Source organism: Micromonospora endolithica, from assembly GCF_003626595.1.
Taxonomy (GTDB): Bacteria; Actinomycetota; Actinomycetes; order Mycobacteriales; family Micromonosporaceae; genus Micromonospora; species Micromonospora endolithica.
Window position 1 is genome coordinate 261716 of record NZ_RBAK01000003.1, and the last position, 18315, is coordinate 280030.

At 71.1% G+C, this 18315-nt stretch carries 19 protein-coding genes and 1 pseudogene; 8 read left to right on the plus strand and 12 right to left on the minus strand.

The window, feature by feature from the left end; genetic code table 11:
- Positions 1–15 precede the first annotated feature (15 nt).
- Entirely contained in the window at positions 16–492 is a 477-nt protein-coding gene (locus tag D7223_RS10420; protein WP_120727583.1) for a creatininase family protein, read from the plus strand.
- Between the two features lie 154 nt (positions 493–646).
- On the opposite strand, the gene D7223_RS10425 is transcribed toward D7223_RS10420, so the two are convergent.
- The 9 genes from D7223_RS10425 to D7223_RS10460 form a co-directional block, all read right to left on the minus strand.
- Entirely contained in the window at positions 647–1366 is a 720-nt protein-coding gene (locus tag D7223_RS10425; protein ID WP_147252618.1) for a hypothetical protein, read from the minus strand.
- A gap of 673 nt (positions 1367–2039) precedes the next feature.
- On the minus strand, positions 2040–2753 hold the full coding sequence (locus tag D7223_RS10430; protein ID WP_120727586.1) for an adenylate/guanylate cyclase domain-containing protein: 714 nt from the start codon (positions 2751–2753) through the stop codon (positions 2040–2042).
- 148 nt (positions 2754–2901) lie between these two features.
- A complete protein-coding gene (locus D7223_RS32465) occupies positions 2902–3537 on the minus strand; it encodes a hypothetical protein (protein ID WP_147252617.1) in 636 nt (211 codons plus the stop codon).
- Positions 3538–4416: 879 nt separating this feature from the next.
- Positions 4417–5067 (minus strand): hypothetical protein, encoded by a 651-nt coding sequence (locus D7223_RS10435; RefSeq protein ID WP_120727588.1) that lies wholly within the window; start codon positions 5065–5067, stop codon positions 4417–4419.
- A gap of 90 nt (positions 5068–5157) precedes the next feature.
- A complete protein-coding gene (locus D7223_RS10440) occupies positions 5158–5859 on the minus strand; it encodes a Crp/Fnr family transcriptional regulator (protein ID WP_120727590.1) in 702 nt (233 codons plus the stop codon).
- 372 nt (positions 5860–6231) lie between these two features.
- Positions 6232–6531, minus strand: a complete 300-nt coding sequence (locus tag D7223_RS10445; protein ID WP_147252616.1) for a hypothetical protein — start codon at positions 6529–6531, stop codon at positions 6232–6234.
- Between the two features lie 73 nt (positions 6532–6604).
- The gene (locus D7223_RS10450; RefSeq protein WP_158610854.1) at positions 6605–7213 is read right to left on the minus strand and encodes an acyl-CoA thioester hydrolase/BAAT C-terminal domain-containing protein; all 609 of its coding nucleotides are present in this window, start codon (positions 7211–7213) and stop codon (positions 6605–6607) included.
- Positions 7210–7728 (minus strand): acyl-CoA thioesterase/BAAT N-terminal domain-containing protein, encoded by a 519-nt coding sequence (locus D7223_RS10455; RefSeq protein WP_158610855.1) that lies wholly within the window; start codon positions 7726–7728, stop codon positions 7210–7212. The genes D7223_RS10450 and D7223_RS10455 overlap by 4 nt, the downstream gene beginning before the upstream one ends.
- A gap of 183 nt (positions 7729–7911) precedes the next feature.
- The gene (locus D7223_RS10460) at positions 7912–8694 is read right to left on the minus strand and encodes a VHL beta domain-containing protein (protein WP_147252614.1); all 783 of its coding nucleotides are present in this window, start codon (positions 8692–8694) and stop codon (positions 7912–7914) included.
- Positions 8695–8988: 294 nt separating this feature from the next.
- On the opposite strand from D7223_RS10460, the gene ssd reads away from it, so the two are divergent.
- The 7 genes and pseudogenes from ssd (at position 8989) to D7223_RS10495 (ending at position 14574) form a co-directional block, all read left to right on the plus strand.
- Positions 8989–10089: a septum site-determining protein Ssd gene (ssd, locus tag D7223_RS10465; RefSeq protein WP_120727599.1), complete on the plus strand. Its 1101-nt coding sequence runs from the start codon at positions 8989–8991 to the stop codon at positions 10087–10089.
- Positions 10086–11288: a TadA family conjugal transfer-associated ATPase gene (locus D7223_RS10470; protein WP_272948684.1), complete on the plus strand. Its 1203-nt coding sequence runs from the start codon at positions 10086–10088 to the stop codon at positions 11286–11288. Before ssd ends, D7223_RS10470 begins: the two co-directional genes overlap by 4 nt.
- A 758-nt stretch (positions 11289–12046) precedes the next feature.
- A pseudogene (locus D7223_RS34110) lies at positions 12047–12799 on the plus strand (hypothetical protein); the annotation flags it as partial.
- Complete coding sequence (locus tag D7223_RS10480) at positions 12799–13608, plus strand: type II secretion system F family protein (RefSeq protein ID WP_120727601.1); 810 nt, start codon at positions 12799–12801, stop codon at positions 13606–13608. The pseudogene D7223_RS34110 and the gene D7223_RS10480, both read left to right, overlap by 1 nt.
- Before the next feature lie 62 nt (positions 13609–13670).
- Positions 13671–13799 (plus strand): DUF4244 domain-containing protein, encoded by a 129-nt coding sequence (locus tag D7223_RS10485; RefSeq protein WP_208418639.1) that lies wholly within the window; start codon positions 13671–13673, stop codon positions 13797–13799.
- Positions 13796–14161: a TadE family type IV pilus minor pilin gene (locus tag D7223_RS10490; RefSeq protein WP_120727605.1), complete on the plus strand. Its 366-nt coding sequence runs from the start codon at positions 13796–13798 to the stop codon at positions 14159–14161. The genes D7223_RS10485 and D7223_RS10490 overlap by 4 nt, the downstream gene beginning before the upstream one ends.
- Positions 14158–14574 (plus strand): Rv3654c family TadE-like protein, encoded by a 417-nt coding sequence (locus tag D7223_RS10495; protein WP_120727607.1) that lies wholly within the window; start codon positions 14158–14160, stop codon positions 14572–14574. The genes D7223_RS10490 and D7223_RS10495 overlap by 4 nt, the downstream gene beginning before the upstream one ends.
- Positions 14575–14886: 312 nt before the next feature.
- On the opposite strand, the gene D7223_RS10500 is transcribed toward D7223_RS10495, so the two are convergent.
- The 3 genes from D7223_RS10500 to D7223_RS10510 form a co-directional block, all read right to left on the minus strand.
- Positions 14887–15465 carry an LURP-one-related family protein gene (locus tag D7223_RS10500; RefSeq protein WP_120727609.1) on the minus strand — a complete coding sequence of 193 codons (579 nt, stop codon included), beginning with the start codon at positions 15463–15465 and terminating at the stop codon, positions 14887–14889.
- 124 nt (positions 15466–15589) lie between these two features.
- Positions 15590–15793: a hypothetical protein gene (locus D7223_RS10505; protein ID WP_120727611.1), complete on the minus strand. Its 204-nt coding sequence runs from the start codon at positions 15791–15793 to the stop codon at positions 15590–15592.
- An 85-nt stretch (positions 15794–15878) separates the two neighbouring features.
- Complete coding sequence (locus tag D7223_RS10510; protein WP_420330306.1) at positions 15879–18209, minus strand: DEAD/DEAH box helicase; 2331 nt, start codon at positions 18207–18209, stop codon at positions 15879–15881.
- Between the last annotated feature and the right edge of the window lie 106 nt (positions 18210–18315).

Here is an 18315-nt window from a genome sequence, read left to right on the forward strand (position 1 = left end):
CGAGGAACCGTCAGCATCAGCTCTCGTACCCTCTTCGCCATCGTGACCGATGTTGCCGATTCGCTGACTCGGTCCGGCGTCGAGCACCTGGTCCTCGTCAACGGACACGGCGGCAACTACGTCCTGTCGAACGTCGTTCAGGAGTACACGGCAGCCCACGGGCCGAAGATGAGCCTCTACCCGCAAGGGCACGACTGGACCACGGCCCGCACCGACGCCGACATGGAAACCAGCAGCCACGACGACATGCACGCGGGCGAGCTGGAGACGTCGCTACTACTGCACGTAGCCCCAGAGTTGATCCGAGCGGGCAACGAAACCGCGGACTGGACGGCCAACCACCGGCCGCACCTCCTCACTCTCGGCATGGCGGCCTACACCACCAGCGGCGTCATTGGCCGATCGTCACTTGGTACCGCCGAGAAGGGCAAAGCCGCTCTCGGCAGCCTCACACGATCGTTCGGCGAACATCAGCGAAGCCTCGGCATCTGACCGGGCCGGCCGGGCTGCCGGCGATGTCTGGTCCCACCACATGCTTGACAGATCCGTCCCACCTGATGGTTGACAGCCTAGGTTCGTTGCCTCCTCAAATGTGACGTCAGGACGCTACGCGGAGATCACGAGGTTCGGGCGGGTTGCGCCGGATTCAGCGATCATCAGCGGGCCGGATGGCAGCGAGGTTCGTTCCGTCGGTGGTCTTGACGATGAGTTCCTTGAACCGGACCGGGTCGGATTCGGCGATAGCGCGGGCCGCAGCCACCCTGCCTTGCAGGTTCGACGGATAGAAGGACTCGTCCAGAATGAAGCCTCGGGCGAGCCATTCCCGTGTGGTGTTGTGGTCGCACTCGACGAAGGCGGTGAGACAGGCTGCGCGATACCACGCGCGCAGGTCGGCAACCTCATCATCTTGGGCTTGGCTACCCGTCGTGGGCTGTCTGCTGGGCAGCGCTTCAGGCGACTCGTACACGAGCACGGCCTGCGACCAGTACCAGGCGCGGACTGCGCAGACGCGTTGCAGTAGCGGTCCAGAGGTGACGACCGAGATGAGGTACTCCTGGACCCTGCGACGGCCCACCGCCGTCAACATCGGCTCGATGAGTTGGCGATTGGCGGCCACATCTTCGTCGCAGACCACAGCGGCCAAGACTTGGCCGGCCAGGGTGGCCGCCAGGTCAGGACGTTCTCGAAGAACGCGTGCAAGCTGCCAGCGCTTGCCATTCCTTCGGTGGTAGCGACGGAACGACTCGTTGCTCGCGAACCTCGGCGGCAGTTCGGGCTCTGCCCAGTCTGAGTTCAGCTCGGCCAGGAGGTCATCAAGCTGCCGCTCGAACTCGCCAGCCAGGTCGCCGTCTACCCATGCGTCCATGCCGACATCATCTCCGCCGACCCACTCCGTCATCGACTGGCCGAACGGATCTTGTAAAGGACGTGGTGGGACGCGAGTGTCAAGCATGTCCCGTGACCGGACACCGGGCTGCCGGCGAAGTTGGTTCAAACTTTCTGTACGTCTTCAAGGCGGCCCGCAACGGGCCGCACGCGCCGCCGCCTGGGCGCGCGTCCGTCGCTGCGCTGGCGCTCCGACTCCGGCCACGCAACACGCCCGGCGGCTGGCGCGGAAGCGTGAAGCCCAAGGGGCCGCCGCAGAACGACAGGGGCGTTGACCGGTGGGTGGTGGGCCGGCAGCCGGCCGGGCCGCGCGGCCACGAGCCCGCGCGGCGTAGGGAAGCGCACGCCGGCCGCGTCGGCGAGCTGGCGGCGGTCGCGGGGTCGCGGTTACTGCGCCTCCGGCGGGGGCGCTCGGGCTCCGAGATGGTTGCAACCCCGTCGGCGCGTGTCGGTCCGTGGGTGGTCGCGGTAGGCCATCCCGTCTGCCATCGACCCGGGCAAGCCGAGCAGACCACCGCCCGACCCGCCAGCGTCCGACCGTGCGTCAAGGCCGTCTTGTTGTGGCGGGCCGGGCGGCGGCCCGCTCCACAGATGTGCGGGTCGACGGCAGACGGGATGGCAGGCTTACCGAGAGCTGCGATCGTAGAAGACGGTCACGGAGCGCTGATGTGACTGGTGGCAATCACTTCCCGCTGGACGCCACCCACCGTTATTAGATCGATTGGCGTCCAATTTACTGCACCCGCAAAGGTGGACGCGTCCAAGCGCTCATACACCTCGTGAGTTGCGATGATCGGCGCAGATGATCCGGCAAGTTTGCATGCTTTGGCCGCCGTATTGACGCACCTGCCAACCCACGCTATGTCGCTAAAACCGTCTGCGCCCACGCGGCCAATAAGTACCAGCCCGTCATCTAGACCGCAACCGGCATCGAACTCTTCAATTCGAGCCTTAAGTACCTGGTCGGACTCGAAGTACCCTGCGAAACGAGGCCGTAGGACCTCGCTAAGAAACCAGCGTATCTGGCTTGCCGCCTGAAAGGCCCGTTCGGTTCGGTCCGCGCCGGTGAAGAGGACAATCATCCCGTCGCCATTGAAATCTGCCACAGTTCCGGCTGAGCTTTCGACGATTCTAACTGAGCCTTCGAAGAATGCTCGGAGCATCTTGACGACAACCTGGCGGCCGAAGGCGTTGGTTAGCCCTGAAAACTGTCGAATGTCAATAGACAGTGCGGTGGCTTCAATCTGAATAGCTTCGGCGGCAAGCTTAATATCTTGGCGTTCCGGGATTTTGTCGGTTTGGATGATGGTGCACGCGTCTTCGACGTGTCGGCGTACAGACTCTTTCAGATCGTCGGCGAGGCCCAATTTGCTCCACCCTTACTTTCAGCGATGCGGATTACGCTTTGTTTAACGTGCCCGTGGGAAGCTAGTGGGTGCATCGTGGGCTTTCAAGCAGCGCGACTGGTATCCGACACTCTGTCGAACCGCGTTGCAGGGGACGACTCGTTGCGGCTCAACCACCGAAGTCGTTCGGTGTCATGAAGGTCGAGATGTCTGAACTCGGCGTACATGGTTCGGCCAGACGTCGCGCTCGTTCGTCTTCGCTGATCTCACGTTGGGGATGTGGTACGTACTCAGCATCGACCCAGCCGCAGTGCTCGCAAACGCCAGCGATCACCCGGTAGGACTGGCAGGAATCGCAGCGAACGCTTAGCCGAGCATGCCGCAACCGAGCAGCGCTGAACATGCCCAGCAGGTGCTCCACCATCTTGAGTGCGATTTCCGCATCTATCCGAGCGGCGTTCTTGGCATGCGTTAGACCGTTGGTGTACGACCATGTTTCTATCGAAATAGCCTTTAGATAAGATCGCAGTTTTGCAGACGAATCGCCCGCTGCAAGGCGGTTCGCCAAGTGTTCCATCCAGCCCTTGAAATCCGCCTTCTTCGGCGGTGAGGTGGCGTCCGGAACCAGGCTCTCATCGGTAGTCTCGCCGATGAATGAGACGAGGCACTCCCGCAGCCGCATGCCGACGGCTTGGAAGTTCTCAGCCTCGTCGCCGCTATCGTAGGCAGGCATCAAATGCTTGCTGCCAACGCCGCCATGAGCCCGGTAGAAGCTCAGCATGAGATTCGGCGACTGGAACTTCACGTTCCTGCTGATATGACAGTCGTATAGCCAAGCCGACATGGAATGTCAATACAACGTCGCGGCTCTTGAAGTCGGCTTGGCTATACAGATGCGTGGGTTCCGTGACAACCCACCAGCGACTACCGGTGCAGTGCACATCCCAGATGTCGTGCCGCATAGGTCCCACCAGCTCGGACGCCGCCTTCTCAAGGTGGACAACCTCTTCATGGGTCTGGTCCTGGACATAGGCACGAACTGCCCCTTGCTCACGCTTGCTGGAGCGCATGTGGCATGCCTTCCGACTGTGCTATCGCGTCCACGTCGACGAGGACTAGTCCCCAGGCCGTCACCAGGCCGTCCGAGGCCAAGCGTGTACGACTAACGACAGCCACTGGCGACGACGCCTGCCCAGGTGGCAGGGCGTGGTCGGTCCCACGACCAGGCCAGCCACCGCCTCCTTACCTGTAGTTGTTGTACCGATGCTGCTTACTCGGCAGCTTAGTCCTCCGAGTCATCGACGGGCGCGGCCCGCTCCCGAGGGAGCGGGCCGGCAGCAGGTGGGAGGGATACCCTAGCTCGGCGAACGAGACCTGTAGGGCTACCGCCGCAGCATCTTGTGCAGGGTCCACAAGACGGTGAGGCCGAAGGCAACGGCAGCTGCGGCAACGGGGTTGACCAGCGCCAGCCATGTTGCACCACCTGCGAGACAGAGTAGGAGTACCAGCCGAACGTCCAATGGCGGCGGCGAGTCGGAGCTAGGATCCTTGTCCGTAGCAGCTGATTGAGCCATCGAAGTGAGACCTTTCGTGGGAGATCAGTTAGATGCGGTCCGCGTCGTCGCATGACGCGGGCCGCGCATTCTCCAGCTGAGCTGAGCAGTTCAGTCACATTCAGTGACGCTCACACCGGGGTCCCGTGTGGGACACACCGACCCAGGGTCGCGGTCCAAGCCAGTCCTTCAGTCTCCTTGTTCTTGAATGCCAGGGAGCCAAGCTGCGGGATGCTCGCCTGCTGAGCTGGCGTTGCTGCTTCCACCTCCTGTCGAACCCTGCTCGATACGGCAAGGGCGATGGGTTGCGCCGTTGTCGCTAGGCGTCGTCGCATCATCTCTGAGTCCAGCAGGCGAAATGTGTAGGTGAGCTCGTCGCCTATGAACCCACCATCATCGAAGATCGCCTGTCCCGCGTGGATCACTAGCCGTAACCGCATGACGGATGTTGGCTCGGCCTCGTCGTTATAGCTGTCTAAGCACTCGGCAAGATGCGGGACCACCCGGAGGAGGAGATCGATCGGGGTAACGGAGGCCGGCAAGAGCACCATCATCCCGTCACCCCTGTCGAGGATGGTCGCCTGAGAGCGGCTGTGGAGCGGAACGCCCTTCAGTGACCGCTCGACGATCATCCTCATGGCAGTCCTCAGTCGCTTGCGGACTGCAAGATCCCGGCCCGCCCCATGGAACGCCTCGATGTCCAGGGCGAGCATCGTGAAATCTGCCGCCTGGTACATCGACTCGACGTCCAGCGTTTGCACTGTGAAGCCAGCTGCCTGCATGAGTCCCTCCTTCCGGACACGACCGGACGTCGAGGAACCAATGGTACTACTTCACAGTCGAAGTGTGAAGTAGTACCAGTCTCATGGGTACTACTTCACATGCCCCGTATTATGATCTTGGGCGAGGGCTGCCAGTGCCTCTCGGTTGATGACCCGAATTTGGCGGTAGCCAGTCTTGATCAAGCCGTCCCTCCGCAGGCTGCCCATGGCCTTGGCGACAGCCTCACGGGTGGCACCCACGTACGCGGATATGTCGTTCTGGGAGACTCGCACCACGACGGGGGCTGACTCCTCGGTTGCGTCCTGGCCGGCTTCGACCTCACCGAGCTCCAAGAGGCACGCAGCCACTCTTGCAGTCACTGAAAGGGTGGCAAGATCCACGCGGCCATGATCGGCCTCTCGCAACCTCTGCATAATCTGGGTCAGCAAGAAGCGAAGCACCCTGGGGTGCGCATCCAAGAAAGTGTTGAAGTCTTCAGCACTGACGATCGCGGCTTCCACGGGTGTCGCAGCCACCACCGTTGCCGAGCGCGGTCTCCCATCAAGAGGGGCCATCTCCCCAACGACCTCGTTCGGGCCTCTCATCGCGAGGACCAGCTCTTGATCTGCGTGTGTCGCGGATACCACCTTCACATGTCCGCGTTTGATCAACACCGCGTGGTTGGAGCGCTCGCCTTCCTTGAAGATCACCGCGCCGGGCTGGAAGGTAACCGGGATGCCAAGCTCGTTCAGCTCAGCGATCTCTTCCGCGCTCAGGGCGGCGCGCAGTTGATCACCTGCTGGAGCGTTCACGTCGGGAAGTGTACGTGGTCTAAGTGGTAAGAACTAGACACATCCCTGCTGCGCGAGTGTTGGCCGGGGGGAGGCGGCCCTTGCCTGCAGTCGCCCGATATTGGGAGCCGTTGCCCGAGACGTCGATCCGACGAGGCAGCAAGAAGGCAGCGCGCGCGTTGATGCGAGTCGGTGTCATACGTCAACCGACCACGCGCTGGGCTTGCTTGTAGGCGCGGGCCGCGACTGATTGGTAACGGCCAACAACACGAGACCGCATCCCCCCGACGGGGGTCGTCCCTTTCCGGCCTCTGGTGGGCGTCTCCCGGGTACACCCCCTCGGCGGCGAGGAGGTGCTGAACATCGGAGTGCGGGTTCGGACGGAACGCCTGACTACCTCACGTCCGTGGACCCGTCACGTGGCCGGTACCGGACCTGGCCGATCGTCAGGAACGTGATCGCCAGCGCCGTCAGCGTCAACATCGTCGCCGGGCCGAACGTGCCGATGAGACGGCCGAGATAAGCCACGGAGAGCAACAGAAAGAAAAGCCCACCACACAGGAAGTACATCCCCGCGTCGACCGGCCCCAGCCACCTCCTCCGGGTGAAGGGCGACATGCGGCGGGTCAGCAGTAGCCGAACACCATGGCCGGTCAGCACCAGGCCGACGATGCCGAACATCACCTGGAACACGTCTAGGAGGTCCACAAGGTGCCCCTACCCGGGGGATTTCATCGGCAATCCGGGGGTGGCGGGCGCGCCCCTCTCAGGCGCCGAGTGCGGCCAGCAGTTCCGGCCAGCTCTCCGCGCGGGCCCTCGCGTCCGCCTCCCGGGTGCCGCCGCGGTCGAACACCTCGCCGGTGCGCGGATGGAGGTACGCGCCGGTGGCCGGGGTGAGGTAGGGCGGTGCGCCGACGCCGTGGCCGGCCCCGTCGTACAGGCGAATCTCCGCTCCGATCCGCTGCCACAGCGTGAGTGCCGCGTCGGCCGACGGCCAGAGGCGATCGTCGGTGCCCGCGATGGCCAGCACGGGATCCTCGATGCTCGCGAGCGGGATCACCGTCTGGGCGCTCCCGCCGTGGGTCCATGCGTCGCCCCCACCGGGGAAGCCCGGGTTCACCCGGCTCGCCGGGTCGTAGACGATGGTGCCGCCGATCAGGTCGGGATGCAGCGCCGCGACCAGCAGCGCGGCCTCCGAGCCCCGCGAGTATCCGACGACCCGGACCGGTGGTGGCAGCAGCCGGGCGGCGGTGGCGAAGTATTCGATCGGGATGTCGTGGAGCGTGGGTGGCAGGCCCGGCAGCCCGAAGTAGCCGACGGCCAGCGCGGTGAACCCGCGGGACGCCAGCAGGGCCGCCTGGAACCGGGTACTCACGCCCCCTTCCGAGCCGCCGACCAGCAGTACCCCGCCCCGACTCTCGCCACCTGGTCGGTACATCTCGCCGACCACGCCTCGCGATCGAGCCGCAGGGTGGCGACGCTGACGCCGGGGACCAGCCAGGTCCGGCGGATCTGGGCTCCGGCCGGCCCGCTCCTGGCCGGCACGGCGTCGAGCCGTACGACGAAATCCCTGCTGGCCGTGGGATCGGGCGGGACGAAGCCGGTCGACGCCGAGCCGGACTCCGGTTCCATCGACCAGAACAGCCCCATCGCGTCCATTCCGCGGTAGGACCCGTCCACCGGCGTGTCGGCACCGAGGTCCACGGTGCCGCCACCGTCCGCGGCGAAGGACGCGGTCGAGCGCCAGGTCACCCCGGCGCGGTCCACCGCTTCGGCCCTGACCACCACCCGCTCGCCGGGTTCCGCACCGGTGACCCGGATCCGTACCGGCGTGTCCGCCGTCGCGTTCGGCCGATCGACCTCGATCCGCGTCGGATGGTCCGGTCTCACACAGGAGGACGTGCCGACGAGCAACAGCAGGATGAGAGTCGCGATCCGACCCGCGGCGGCTCCGAGGAGGGTCGTCCTCCTCCGGACAGGCGTCACCGCTGGTCGATCGACGGGTCGGTCATCCGCCGATTCTCGCGGCTGCCGGCGCGCCGCGCTGACCCGCACGGCCCGCCGGGTGACCGGCTACCGCACCACCGCCTTGAGTACGGAGGTCGCCGGCTGGAAGCAGACCAGCGCGCGGCCGTCCGCCTCGGTCACCACCCACGGATGCCCCACGTAGGTGTGCTGTCGGTACCCCTGTCCGGGTTCCAGTACCGCGTACCGCTGGCGGCGGCCGTCGTAGTTCAGCCAGTGCACGTGGACCGGTGCGCGGCGGGCGTTGACGAAGTCCACGAAGGTCTCCGGCCCGCCCCCGCGGGACCGCAGCGTCGGCTCCCGCGACGCCGGCAGGGGAGCCAGTTCGCCCGGCGGCAGCGGCGGAGACTTCGGCGCCGTGGGCCGGGCGCTCGTCGGGCGTACGGTCGGCTTCGCCTTGCGGGTCGGTGCCGGCGGCGGCTTCGACGCCCGGGTGGACAGCGACACCGGCGCCGGCGAGAAGGAACGCTCCGGCTCCGGCGTCGGATCGGCCGTGGTCTGCCCGGCGACCGGGGCGACGGGCTCCGCCGCCGGGGGCGCGGCCACCGGTGGCGACGACCGGACGATCGGGTACGCCAGCACGGCCACGGCGAGCGCGATGACCGCGACGGCGGCGGCTGCCAGCGCGTACGCGCCTCGGGGTCGCTCAGTCGAAGGAGCCGGCGGGCGCGGCGGTGCGGTCGGGGCGGCGGTGTCGGCGCGGTGCCGGCTCTGCGGCGTCGCCGGTGTGGCGTGCGGTCCGGTGTCGTCGCGCGGCTGCGGTACCCACCCGCCGACCCGGAGGCCGGGCGTCTCCGCCGGGCGGTCGTCGAAGTCCGGTGCGTCAGTCATGGCCCCGATCCGGCACGGGCGGTGCCGTTCGTACGACGGCACGGGGCGTTGATTATCGACCCGGGACCGTGCCGTCAGTCAATGCCCGCCGGCCACCGAACCACCGGCTGGTCGTCCTGATCAGACCGTCGGTCCGGCCGGTCGAGGACCCCACGGCATAGCAGATCATCAGCCTTTTTGGTGGTTGTCCACAGGCGGCTCGGTTGTCCACAGGCGGGCCCGACGGGGCGTCGGGCGGCGCGGTCGGCGAGCAGGGTTGCGGCTCAGCAACCGAGTCGACCGCTGGAGGCCGCGATGCCGCCCCGTACCTCCGTTCCGCCGCCCCGGCGCCTGCCGCTGATCGTCACCTCCGACGAAGAACTGCTCGACGACCTGCTGCGGCTCGCCGCGGCCAGCGGCGTCGAGGCCGAGGTCGCCGCCGACCCGGCGGGCGCCCGCTCCCGCTGGCCCGCGGCCCCGCTGGTCCTCCTGGGCAGTGACCAGGCGCATCCCTGTCTGTGTGCGCGGCTGCCGCACCGGCCGCGGCTCGTGCTGGTCGGCCGCTCCGGGGAGTTCGACCCGGGCTGGGAGGTCGCCGACCTGGTCGGTGCCGAGCACGTGGCCGTGCTGCCGGCCGCCGAACCGTGGCTCGTCGACCGGCTCGCCGAGTGCGGCGCGGACGACTCGGCCGGCGAAGCCCGGCTGGTGGCGGTCCTCGGCGGACGCGGTGGCGCCGGCGCGAGCGTCCTCGCCGGAGGTCTCGCCGTCACCGCGGCCCGGTCCCGGCTGCGGACGCTCCTGGTCGACGCCGACCCGCTCGGCGGTGGCCTGGATCTGGTGCTCGGCTGGGAACAGCTGGACGGGCTGCGCTGGCCGGCGCTGACCGACGCCGAGGGGCGGGTCGACGCGCCGGCCCTGGTCCGCGCGCTGCCCCGGCGCGGTGACCTGGTGATGCTCTCCTGGGACCGGGGAGACCCGCTGCCGCTGCCGGCCGAGGCGATGGCGGCCACCCTGGCCGCCGCCCGGCGGGGGCGCGACTTCGTGGTTGTCGACCTGCCCCGCCGGCTGGACGACGCGGCGGTCACCGCGCTGCAGAGCGTGGACCGGGCGTTCGTGGTGGTGCCCGCCGAACTGCGGGCGACCGCCGCCGCGGCCCGCGTGGTGGCGGCCGCCGCACCGCACTGCGCCGACCTGGCGGTGATCGTCCGTGGACCGGCGCCGGGCCGGCTGAAGGCCGCCGAGGTCGCCCGCGCACTCGGGCTCCCGCTCGCCGGGACGCTGCGCCCCGAACCCGCGCTGTGCCGGGAGCTGGAACGCGGTGCGGCGCCGACCGCCGACGGACGGGGGCCACTGGCCGCACTGTGCCGGCGCATCCTCGCCGACCTGGGCGCGACCACCGCGGCGGGTGCGGCGTGACCGGCGGCGAGTCGCTGGCCGCCCGGGTACGCCAGCGGATGGCCGCCGCCCCCGGGCCGGTGACGCCGGCCGCGATCGTCTCCGCCGTACGCGCCGAGCCGACCGCCGCCGTCCTCGGCGACACCACCGTCCTGCGGATGGCCGGAGAGGTACACGACGAACTCGTCGGCGCCGGACCGCTCGCGCCGCTGCTGGCCGACCCGGAGGTGACCGACGTACTGGTCAACGGAACCCGGGTCTGGGTCGACCGGGGGCAGGGCCTGCACCAGGTCGCGGTGCCGGTCGGCACCACCGACGACGTACGCCGGCTCGCGCAGCGCCTGGCGGCAGCCGCCGGCCGACGGTTGGACGACGGGTCGCCGTACGCCGACGCCCGGCTCGCCGACGGCACCCGGCTGCACGCCGTGCTGCCCCCGGTGGCCACCGGCGGCCCGTACCTGTCCCTGCGGACGTTCCGGCAGCGGCCGTACACCCTCGACGAACTGGTGGGACGGGGCACGGTGCCCCGCCCGGTGGCGCCGGTGCTCGACGCGGTGGTCGCGGCCCGGCTCGCGTACCTGGTGGTGGGTGGCACCGGTTCGGGAAAGACCACACTGCTCAACACGTTGCTCGGGCTGGTGCCGGCGACGGAACGGATCGTGCTGGTCGAGGACGCCGCCGAGCTGCAACCGCAGCACCCACACGTGGTGGGGCTCCAGGCCCGTACCGCCAACGTGGAGGGTTCCGGCGCGGTGGGGCTCACCGACCTGGTGCGGCAGGCGCTGCGGATGCGGCCCGACCGGTTGGTGGTCGGGGAGTGCCGGGGCGCGGAGGTGGTCGACCTTCTCGCCGCCCTGAACACCGGCCACGACGGCGGTGCCGGGACGCTGCACGCGAATGCGCCCTCGGACGTACCGGCCCGGCTGGAGGCACTCGGACTGCTCGGCGGGCTGCCCCGCGCGGCCCTGCATGCCCAGGTCGCCGCCGCGCTCCAGGTGGTGCTTCAGGTCCGCCGCTCGCCGGGGGGAAGGGTCCTGGAGTCGGTCTGCCTGCTCCTGCCCGAGGGGACGGACCGGCTGGTCACCGCCGTCCCCGCCTGGGTACGCGGCAGGGGCCTCGGCCTCGCCGCCCGCGCACTCGGAGCGCTGCTGCGGGAACGGGAGGTTCCCGTGCCGCCGATCCTGTGCACGCCGTGGCCCGGATCGGCAGGTCCCGAGTGATGACTCAGTCCACGCTCGCCCTGCTGCTCGTGGCGGCGACGCTGCTGGCCGGCTGGCCGGTCCGGCGTCGGATCCGCGCGGCCATCCCGTCCGCCACCGGCGCGACTGCTTCATCCGGGTCCGGTGCGACCGCTGCGTCCGCCTCCGGTGCGGACGATCCGCTGGTCGAGTGGATCGACGAGCTGCGTCGGACCCCGGCAGGCGAACGGTGGTCGGCCGGCATGGTCCCGACGGTCCCGGACGACGAGGCCCCGCCCCCGGGTCCTCCCGCCGGCCCGGTCCCGGCCGTCGGCCCACCACGGTGCGGTGAACCCTGCTGCCGACCCGCCACCGTCTCGGCGACCACGCGGGACACCGCGCCGGTCTCCGCCCCGGCCGGGCCCGCGTCGGCTCGACGGGCGCGCTTCGGGCGGGATGCCGACGCCGCCGTCCGCTGGCCCCGGCCCGTCGGCCACCCCGGGCCGGGACGACCGGCTGGCCCGTCCGGCCCTCCTCGGCGGCGGGACGGCCAACGACCACCCGGACCCGCCGCCCTCGCCTTCGACGGGGCGCCGTCCCGGTCGGGCTCGACTCCGACCGGTCGGACTACGGTCGACAGCTCGCCGCGGTCGCGCTGGCCCGCCACCAGAAGGTGGCCGCAGCCGCCGACCGCGCTCCCACCGACGGCGTCCGGGCAGGGCCGTCCGGACGCACCCTCCGAGGGGGAACCACGGGCCGGTCGGTCCCGGCTGTCGGGGGTTCTCGCCCGGGCCGAGGATTCACCACGGCGCACCCTGCTCCTCGTCGCGCTGGCCGGCCTGTCGGTGGGGGCGCTCCTGGGCGGTCCGGTGGGTGCGGTGGCCGGGGCCGTGTACGGCGTTCTCGGGGTCCGGGGACTCCTGCGCGGCCGGGCGGGCCGGCGGGCCGACCGCGAGCGGCGGCAGCGACTCGATCGGCTGTGCGGGATCGCCGCCGACCTGCGAGCCGGCCTACCGGTGGCGGACACCGCGGTGCCGGCCCTGTCGGGCACCGCCGTCCCGGCTCGGGCGGGCACCTCCGGACCGCCCCTGACGGGCACCTCCGGACCGGCTCTGGGAGGCGCCGCCGGGCCGGCCGTGGCGGGCGCCGCCGTGCCGGCCCTGGCAGGCGTCGGCGGGCCGGCCGTGGCGGGCGTCGCCGCCGGGCCGGACCGGATCGAGCGGCTGACCCGTGCCGCAGTCGACCTGGCCGAACGCACCGGCGCGCCGCTGGCCGAACTCGTGGAGCGCATCGAGGACGACGCGCGCTGCACCGACCGGGGGCTGGCCGCCGCGGCCGCCCAGGCGGCAGGTGCGCGGGCCACCGCCTGGCTGCTCGCCGCCCTGCCGCTGGGTGGCGTGGGGCTCGGCTACGGGATCGGGGTGGACCCGGTGGCCGTCCTCCTGCACACCCCGGTCGGCGGCGTGGCGGCTGTGGCCGCGGTCGCACTCCAGGTCACCGGACTGTTCTGGACCGAGCGGCTGACCCGGCCCGGCGGCGGGGGTGTCCGCTGATGTCCGGCACCGTGGTGCTCTCCGGCGGGCTGCTCAGCGCGGCGTTGGTCGTGGCACTCGTCGGACTGCGTCGTCGCCCGGCCCGCCGGCTGCGCCGGCTCACCGCGCTGCCCGGCGGGCCGGGCCGGGTACCGACCCCCGACCGTTCGCGCCTTCGGGATGGAGAGACCGTTGGCGCACCGGACGGTGCGTCCCCGCCGCCACCGTCGGGGCGTCGGCTCGACGCCGTACGACTGGCCGCCCTCCTCGCCGGCCTCGCCGTGGCCGTGGTCGCCGGAGGCTGGCTCGGTGCGGTTCTCGGGCTCCCGACGGCAGCGGTGCTCGACCGCGCGCTGCGCCGGATCGAGTCGCCGGCCGCCCGGAACCGGCGGCTGCGGGAGGCCGAGGACCTCCCGCTCGCGGCGGATCTGCTCGCCGCGGCGCTGCGGGCGGGCGCACCGGTGGACCGGTCGGTGCAAGCGGTGGCCGACGCGCTCGGTGGGCCGCTCGGTGGCCGGATGCGTCGGGTGGGTCGCCTGCTCCGGCTCGGTGCCGATCCCGCGGAGGCGTGGTCCCCGCTGGATCCGGTACCCGGTGCCGAGCGGCTGACCGCCGCCGTCCGGCGTTCGGTGGACAGCGGGTCCGCCCTGGCCGGCGCGTTGGTACGGGTCGCCGACGATCTCCGGGCCGACCGGTCCACCGCCGCCGAGGCAGCGGCCCGCCGGGCCGGCGTGCTCATCGTGCTGCCGCTGGGGCTCTGCTTCCTGCCGGCCTTCATTCTCGCCGGCCTGGTGCCGGTGATCGTCGCCGTCCTCGGCGACGTCCTCTGAACCACTCGAGAAAGGACACGTACGTGCGCAGACTCATCGCCCGCCTGCGCGGGGACGCCGGGATGAACACGGCCGAGTACGCGGTCGGCACCCTCGCCGCGGTCGCCTTCGCCGGCATCCTGCTCAAGGTGCTGACCTCCGGCAACGTCCAGTCGGCCCTGACCGCCGTCATCGACCGGGCCCTGAAGTGACCGCGCGCCGGCGGGCCGGCCGCGACCGGGGATCGTTCACCGCCGAGTTGGCGGCCGGCCTGCCGGCGCTGTTGCTGCTCCTGCTCACCGGTCTGACCGCCGTCGACGCGGTCGGTACGAAGGGCGGCTGCCTGCACACCGCCCGGGAGGCGGCGCTTGCTGCCGCGCGTGGCGGTGACGCGGTGGCCGCCGCAAGTCGCACGCTGCCCTCCGGCGGCGAGGTGTCGGTCGACGTGAACGGGGAGCGGGCCCAGGTGACGGTCCGGGCGCCGGTCCGCGCGCTCGGTACCCGCCTGCCCCGGTTGACCGTCGAGGCGACGGCGGTGGCAGCCGTCGAACCCGGCGCCTCTCCAACCCGATGATCGGTGACGCGTCAGCTGTCCGACACGCCGTGGACCGGACCGGAGAAACGTCAACGATCAAGAAGGTGGCAGGTGACCGGGGTGGGGCGAGCCTTCTGGTGCTCGCCTTCGGGCTGGTGTTCGTCCTGCTCGGCGGCTTCGGCGCGGCGATCGGTGCCGCACGGCTGGCCCGGCAGCAGGCCTCGGTGGCGGCGGACCTGGGCGCACTCGCGGGTGCGGCCGACGCTCTCCGGGGCGAGGCGGCCGCCTGCGGGTCGGCCGCCGGGATCGCCTCGGCCAACGGCGGCCGGCTCGTCGCCTGCCAGCTCGACGGGCTGGACCTGGTGGTGAGCGTCGAGGTGACGCTGGTCCCGCTGCCCGGCCTCACCCGGACAGCCGAAGCGAGCGCCCGCGCCGGCCCGGTACGAGCCTGACCGACCCACCCGGCCGAGCCAGCCGACCCGGTACGAGCCTGACCGGCCCACCGGGTACGGGCCCACCCGGCCGAGCCGGCCGTGCCAGCCCGGCTCGGCCACGTTCGAGCAGGCTGCGTGCGGTTCAACCGGCCGGGCCCGCCCCGCCCCTGGCGGTTGGCACCGGGCCCCGGTGCGCGCCGGAGTGGTCCGGGGCGGCGCGACACCGAGGCGGCGCGACACCGAGGCGGCGCGACACCGAGGCGGCGCGACACCGAGGCGGCGCGGCACCGAGGCGGCGTAGGCGGGGCGGGGCGGCGGTGCGGTGGACGGTCAGCGGCCCTGGAGCGCGTCCAGGGCGACGGCCATCGCGATGACCAGGCGACGGTCGACCTGCGGCTGGTGGATCTGCACGACGTACCGGTCGCGCAGGCCCCACTTCTTGATCACCGAGAAGACCGGCTGGCCGTCGGCGACGAAGTCGAAGTGGTAGGGCAGCCAGGACAGCGAGTCCACGAACCGGCGCAGCAACGCCACCGGCATGCTGCGCTCCTGCCCGGTGACCTGCGGCAGACCGGACTGCTCGACGTGCCAGGTGGACCGGAGCAGCGACTGGGCGAAGTCCTTGCGGAACAGGCCGATCGGGTTGCCGGCGTGGTCGGTCACGTCGTACGTGGCACCGAGGTCGAGGCGCTGCCGCGCCTTGAAGCCGAGCAGGGCGTGCTGCTTCGACTCGTCGGTGTAAATCGTCACCTGCTCCTTGAAGGCGAGCCGCTTCTGCTGGGCGAAGGCCAGCAGCTCGCCCTCGGAGCCGTCGGGGTTGACGGCGTGGACCTGGTATTGGTTGACCATCAGCCGCAGCCGCTGGCGGATGTGGAACTGCTGCTGGGCCTGCAAGGCTTCGAGCTGCATGAAATCTCCTTCTGAAGGTGGGGCGGAGTCTCGCACAGCCCACCCACTCCACCCGACCCTCCCACCCCGCTCGCTCCGTCGATCCAGATCGACGAGGCTCGGGGGTGGGGTGGGTGGTGCGGGGTCAGCGGGTGTCGACGGTGGCGCGCATTGCCCATCCGTTGAGTACCTGGTGGATGCTGCGCAGCCGTTCGTTTATCTGCTCCAGGCGTTCCGCCTGGGCCAGCGCGGCCAGCGCGGCACCGAGCGCGATCTGCTGGTCGGGGGTGAGTGTGTCCTGGTCGATCGTGTAGAGCAGGTCGACGGTCTCGGCGATGGTGTCAGCCACCAGTCCTCCTCGGCAGGCAGATGTCTGTCTATGGAAGCGCTCCCATCATGCCCGTCCGGAACGGGTTTCATGCACTGAAACATTTTCAGCGGGGAAGGTTCGCCAGGACCACGTCGAGCACCCGGACCGCGTCCGCCTTGGACAGCGGGTTGTTGCCGTTGCCGCACTTGGGGGACTGGACGCAGGACGGGCAGCCGGACTCGCACCCGCACTCCGCGATCGCGTCCCGGGTGGCCCGCAGCCAACCGGCCGCCGTCCCGTACGCCCGCTCGGCGAAACCCGCTCCGCCCGGGTGCCCGTCGTAGACGAACACGGTCGGTGCCTCGGTGTCCGGGTGCGCGGCGGTGGAAAGCCCGCCGATGTCCCACCGGTCGCAGGTGGCCATCAGCGGCAGCAACCCGATCGCGGCGTGCTCGGCGGCGTGCAGCGCACCGGGCACGTCGGCGGCGTCGACGCCGGCACGCGCCAGGGACTCCGGGGACAGGGTGAACCAGACCGCCACCGTGCGCAGTTCCCGGGCCGGCAGGTCGAGCGGCCGGGTGTCGATCACCTCCCCGGAGGCGATCCGCCGCCGCTGGTACGACACGACCTGGCTGGTCACGTCCACGTCACCGAGGAACAGGCCGACCGGACCGGCGTCGGTGTACGAGCGCACCGACACCACCGACAGCGAGGTGACGTCCCGGGCGTGGGTGGACCAGTCGGGCTCCTCGGCGTGCACCAACGCGCATCCGTCGGCCAGGTCGAGCGAGTCGACCACGTACGACACGCCCTGGTGCAGGTAGACCGCGCCGGTGTGCAGCAGGAAGTGCGACGAGCCGCCGTCGACGGTGCCGAGCAGCCGGCCGGTGGCCGCCTCGACCACGCAGACCGGCGCGCCGCCCTCGCCGCGCAGGTCCACCTCGGGGCGTTCCCGGTGTCGCCAGTACCAGCCGGTCGGCCGCTGCCGCAGCGCACCCGCCTCGACCAGGGCGTCCACCGCCTCCTTCGCGCCCTCGCCGAACAGGGCCAGGTCGGCCGGCGTCAGCGGGGCCTCGACGGCGGCGCAGGCGAGTTGCGGGCCGAGCACGTACGGGTTGGCGGGGTCGAGCACGGTCGCCTCCACCGGCCGGCCGAACAGCGCCTCCGGGTGGTGCACCAGGTAGGTGTCGAGCGGGTCGTCGCGGGCCACCAGCACGGCGAGCGCCTCCTGCCCGGAGCGCCCCGCCCGGCCGGCCTGCTGCCACAGCGACGCCCGGGTGCCGGGGTAACCGCAGATCAGCACCGCGTCCAGGCCGATCAGGTCGACGCCCAGCTCCAGCGCGTTGGTGGAGGCCAGCCCCAGCAGGTCGCCGTGCAGCAGCGCCCGTTCCAGCTCCCGCCGTTCCTCGCGCAGGTAGCCGGCCCGGTAGGCGGCCACCCGGTCACCGAGCCCGGGGACCGCCTCGTCGAGCGCCCGCCGCGCGTTCGCGGCGACCACCTCGGCGCCGCGCCGGGAGCGGACGAACGCGATCGTGCGTACCCCCTCGGCGACGGTGTCGGCGAGCAGGTCCGCCGTCTCGCGCAGCGCGGAACGGCGGGCCTGGACGAGATCGTCCGCCGCGGCGGGGGAGGAGTGCGGCAGCAGCGGCGGTTCCCACAGCGCGAAGGTCACCCCGCCGCGCGGCGAGGTGTCCTCGGTGACGGCGGTGACGGGCAGACCGGTGAGCCGCCCGGCCGCCGCGGCCGGGTCACCCGAGGTGGCCGAGGCCAGCACGAAGACGGGCGTACGGCCGAAGCGGGCGCACTGCCGGCGCAGGCGGCGCAGCACGTGCGCGACGTGTGAGCCGAACACGCCCCGGTAGGTGTGGCACTCGTCGATCACCACGTAGGTGAGGCGGCGCAGGAACCCGGACCACTGGGCGTGCCCGGGCAGGATGCCGTGGTGCAGCATGTCCGGGTTGGTCAGCACGAAGCGGCTGTGCCGCCGGATCCACTCCCGCTCGGCGCGCGGGGTGTCCCCGTCGTAGCAGGCCGGGCGGACGCCCTCCAGCTCCAGCGCGGCGACGGCGCGCAGCTGGTCGGCGGCGAGCGCCTTGGTCGGCGCCAGGTACAACACGGTGGCGCGCGGGTCGGCGAGCAGGGTGGCCAGCGCCGGCAACTGGTACGCCAGCGACTTGCCGGACGCGGTGCCGGTGGCCACCACGACGTGCCGGCCGTCGTGCGCCAGGCCGGCCGCCTCGGCCTGGTGCCGCCACGGCGCGATCACGCCACGGCGGGCGAACGCCGCGCGCAGTTCCGCCGGGGCCCAGTCCGGCCAGGGCGCGGGAACGCCGACGCGGGACGGCACCCGCTCGACGTGGGTGACCGGATCGCCGTCGCCGCGGGCGCGCAGCCGCCCCAACAGGTCGGCGGGGGTGCGCCCGGGACCCGTGGTCAGGATGGCTGGAGACGACACGTCCTGCACTCTCGCACTGGTGTTCGGAGATGAAAAGGCGGGGGCCTGGGTAAGGGGGGAGCCTTGCGGTGACCGAGGGCCGCGCCGGGGGTAGTGGTTAGATGCC